The following is a 3,067-nucleotide window of genomic DNA, read 5'->3' on the forward strand; positions in this document are numbered from 1 at the left end:
GCGGTGATTCAGTCAATATTTCCAGTGACTGTCAGCCGTCTTCGCGAGCAGGCTCGCTCCCACCGGGGTAATGCATCAAGCCTCAGGCAGTGGCGTGATCTGATCCGCCGCATCTTCACTGCGATGCAGCGCCACCTGACGAATCGACAGACGAATCTCCGCCGGCAATACGCGTTTGGCCGCGCCCTCCGCCAGTTCGCCGAGCAGTTCGTGGTAGCTCAACTTGCCGGCTTCGTCGCGGCGCAGGACGTCGAGGTCGAGCATCGTCTGGATGAAATGACGGAACAGACTCTTGTCGAAGAACTCCGGGGCATTCAGGCCGTGCAGGATTGACAGGCGCTGGGCCATGACCGTGCACAGGTCTTCGAGCTCTTCGGCGCTGATGCTGTTCTGCCCGGCGTTGAGCAGCAACGAGACGGTCATGTAGAAGCGCTGCAGGGTCTGCGCGATGCTTTTCGACAGCAGGGTCAGCAGCACAAAGTGCCGCGAACTTGGAGCGGGGCGCAGGTACACGTCCTTTTCGAAACGCAGCAGGCCTTGCTCGACGAACGCTTCCAGCCATTGATCGATTACTGCGTCCAGCTCCTCCAGGCTCCAGCGGATGAACAGCTCCGACTGCAAGTACGGATACAGCGCGCGGGTGTAGCGCAGGATCTGCTCGCGGCTCATGCGCGAGGTGCTCTGGAAGAAGCTCGCCAGCAGCGCCGGCAAGGCGAAGATGTGCAGCACGTTGTTGCGGTAGTAGGTCATCAGGACGGCGTTCTGCTCGTCCAGATAGAGAATCTTGCCCAGCGCATCGTTTTGCTCGGACAGCAAATCCATGTCTTTCACATGCTCGATCAGCGCGCGGCCGTCGCCTTCCGGCAGGGTCGTGTGCGGTGAGTACGGGACTTTGCGCAGCAGCGCCAGATACAGATCCAGCACCCGCGCCATGGCCCGATCGTCCAGTGCCAGGCGGGTGGTGGACAGCAGCGCCAGTGCGACCAGATTGACCGGGTTGATTGCCGCCGCTTCGTTCAGGTGCTGCGCGACTTTCTCGCCGAGGCGGTTGGTGGTTTCGTTAAGCCAGGCCGGTTTGTACTGCGGGCCGAGTGCCTGCTGGCGCCAGTCCGGTTGCTCAGCGTCGAGGAATTCCGCGAGTTTGATCGGTTCGCCGAAGTTCACCGCGACCTGACCGAAGCGCTGCTTGAGCGCGCCGATGACTTTGAAGATGTCGAAGATCGACTCTTTCTTCTTGCTCGCGCCACGCAATTCGCCAAGGTAGGTGCGACCTTCCAGCACGCGCTCGTAACCGATGTACACCGGTACGAAGACGATCGGCATCCGCGACGAACGCAGGAAGCTGCGCATCGTGATCGCGAGCATGCCGGTTTTCGGTTGCAGCATGCGCCCGGTGCGCGAGCGGCCGCCCTCGACGAAGTACTCGACCGGGAAACCTTTGGTGAACAGGGTGTGCAGGTATTCGTTGAACACCGAGGTGTACAGCGGATTGCCCTTGAACGTGCGGCGCATGAAGAACGCGCCGCCACGGCGCAGCAGGCTGCCGATCACCGGCATGTTCAGGTTGATCCCGGCGGCAATGTGCGGCGGGGTCAGGCCGTTGCGAAACAGCAGGTACGACAGCAGCAAGTAGTCGATGTGGCTGCGGTGGCACGGCACGTAGATCACTTCGTGACCCTGAGCGACCTTCTGCACGCCTTCGATGTGGTTGACCTTGATCCCGTCGTAGATCTTGTTCCAGAACCAGCTCAGTACCACTTCGAGGAAACGGATCGCGGTGTAGGTGTAGTCCGAAGCGATCTCGTTGCCGTAGCGCAGGGCCTGGGCCTTGGCTTTTTCCAGGGAAATGTTCTCGCGTTCGGCTTCTTCGACGATTGCTTGCTTGACCAGTGGTTGATTGAGCAGACCCTTGACCAGATTGCGCCGGTGCGAGATGTCCGGGCCGATCACTGCCGCCTTCAGGTTGCGGAAGTGCACGCGCAGGATGCGCTGGGCCATGCGCACGGTGCGTTCGTGGCCCTTGTTGTGCTCGATCAATTCGCGCAGGTGGATTGGCGCCGAGAATTGCACACGGGTCTTGCGCCCCAGAACGATGATGCTCAGCAGTCGGCGCAGGCGCCCGGTGACGGCCCAGCTGTCGGCGAACAGCAACTTCCACGGACTGTTTTCGCTGTCCGGCGACTGGCCCCAGAACACGCTGACCGGAATGATCTGCGCGTCTTCGGCCGGCGTTCTGGGTCAGGGCGCTGACCAGACGGGTCAGGGTCGGCGGTGCACCGCGCTTGTCCTGACGGCCAAGCCAGTCCGGGTCCGGCGTCAGGTAGAAAAACGCCGCCGGTTCGATCAACGGCCCCACCGACACTGGCAACACCGGACGCGGCAGACCGGCCTTGGTGCATTCGGTGTCGACCACCGCCAGATCAGTGAGCGAGGGGTTTTGCAGGACGTAGAACACCGGGCGACTGCGGTCGAGGTTGAGGGTGAGCGACGACTGGTTGATCGTCTCCGAGCGAACCCAGAGGTACAACAGTCGGCGCAAGGTGCCAAACACTAGACGGCGGAACGGGGAACGGGTCATACGGCTTCTGCGTGAGTTGATAAAACCGAGCAGATGCTCGGGCGGTCGACAGTTTGCCGTATTCACCGAAAATCGGCAAAAAAGCGGCGAAGTAATCTCCTGTTGAGACTTTTTACGCCTGTCATATACTCGGCAATCTGTCGCCGGGGCCCTTTATGGACGTCGGGCGCAGGCTGACGTTCCGCAAAGGCTTTCCTGCGAAAAGCCTGTTCAATAATAAAAAAGGAGTATGAACAGATGGCAACACGTGAAACCGGCAATGTGAAGTGGTTCAACGACGCCAAGGGCTACGGCTTCATTCAGCGCGATGACGGGGTGGACGTGTTCGTGCACTACCGCGCGATTCGCGGCGAAGGACACCGTTCGCTGACCGAGGGTCAGCAGGTTGAATACGCGGTGGTGGAAGGGCAGAAGGGTTTGCAGGCTGAGGATGTTGTAGGCCTGTAACTTTCAAGATCAAAAGATCGCAGCCTGCGGCAGCTCCTACAG

At 60.6% G+C, this 3,067-nt stretch carries 1 protein-coding gene and 1 pseudogene; one reads left to right on the plus strand and one right to left on the minus strand.

All coding sequences use genetic code 11. The features are described from left to right. Window positions 1–75: 75 nt before the first annotated feature. Window positions 76–2,578, minus strand: a pseudogene (gene plsB / locus HT737_RS21320) (glycerol-3-phosphate 1-O-acyltransferase PlsB). Window positions 2,579–2,815: 237 nt separating this feature from the next. Here plsB and HT737_RS21325 point away from each other — a divergent pair. Next, complete coding sequence (locus tag HT737_RS21325; RefSeq protein ID WP_041072369.1) at window positions 2,816–3,025, plus strand: cold shock domain-containing protein; 210 nt, start codon at window positions 2,816–2,818, stop codon at window positions 3,023–3,025. Window positions 3,026–3,067: the final 42 nt, after the last annotated feature.

The organism is Pseudomonas sp. MD195_PC81_125 (assembly GCF_014060985.1).
GTDB lineage: Bacteria > Pseudomonadota > Gammaproteobacteria > Pseudomonadales > Pseudomonadaceae > Aquipseudomonas > Aquipseudomonas parakoreensis.

Coding starts and splice junctions, on each gene's coding strand:
- HT737_RS21325 (WP_041072369.1), top strand. CDS start 2,816: ATGGCAACACGTGAAACCGGCAATGTGAAGTGGTTCAACGACGCCAAG.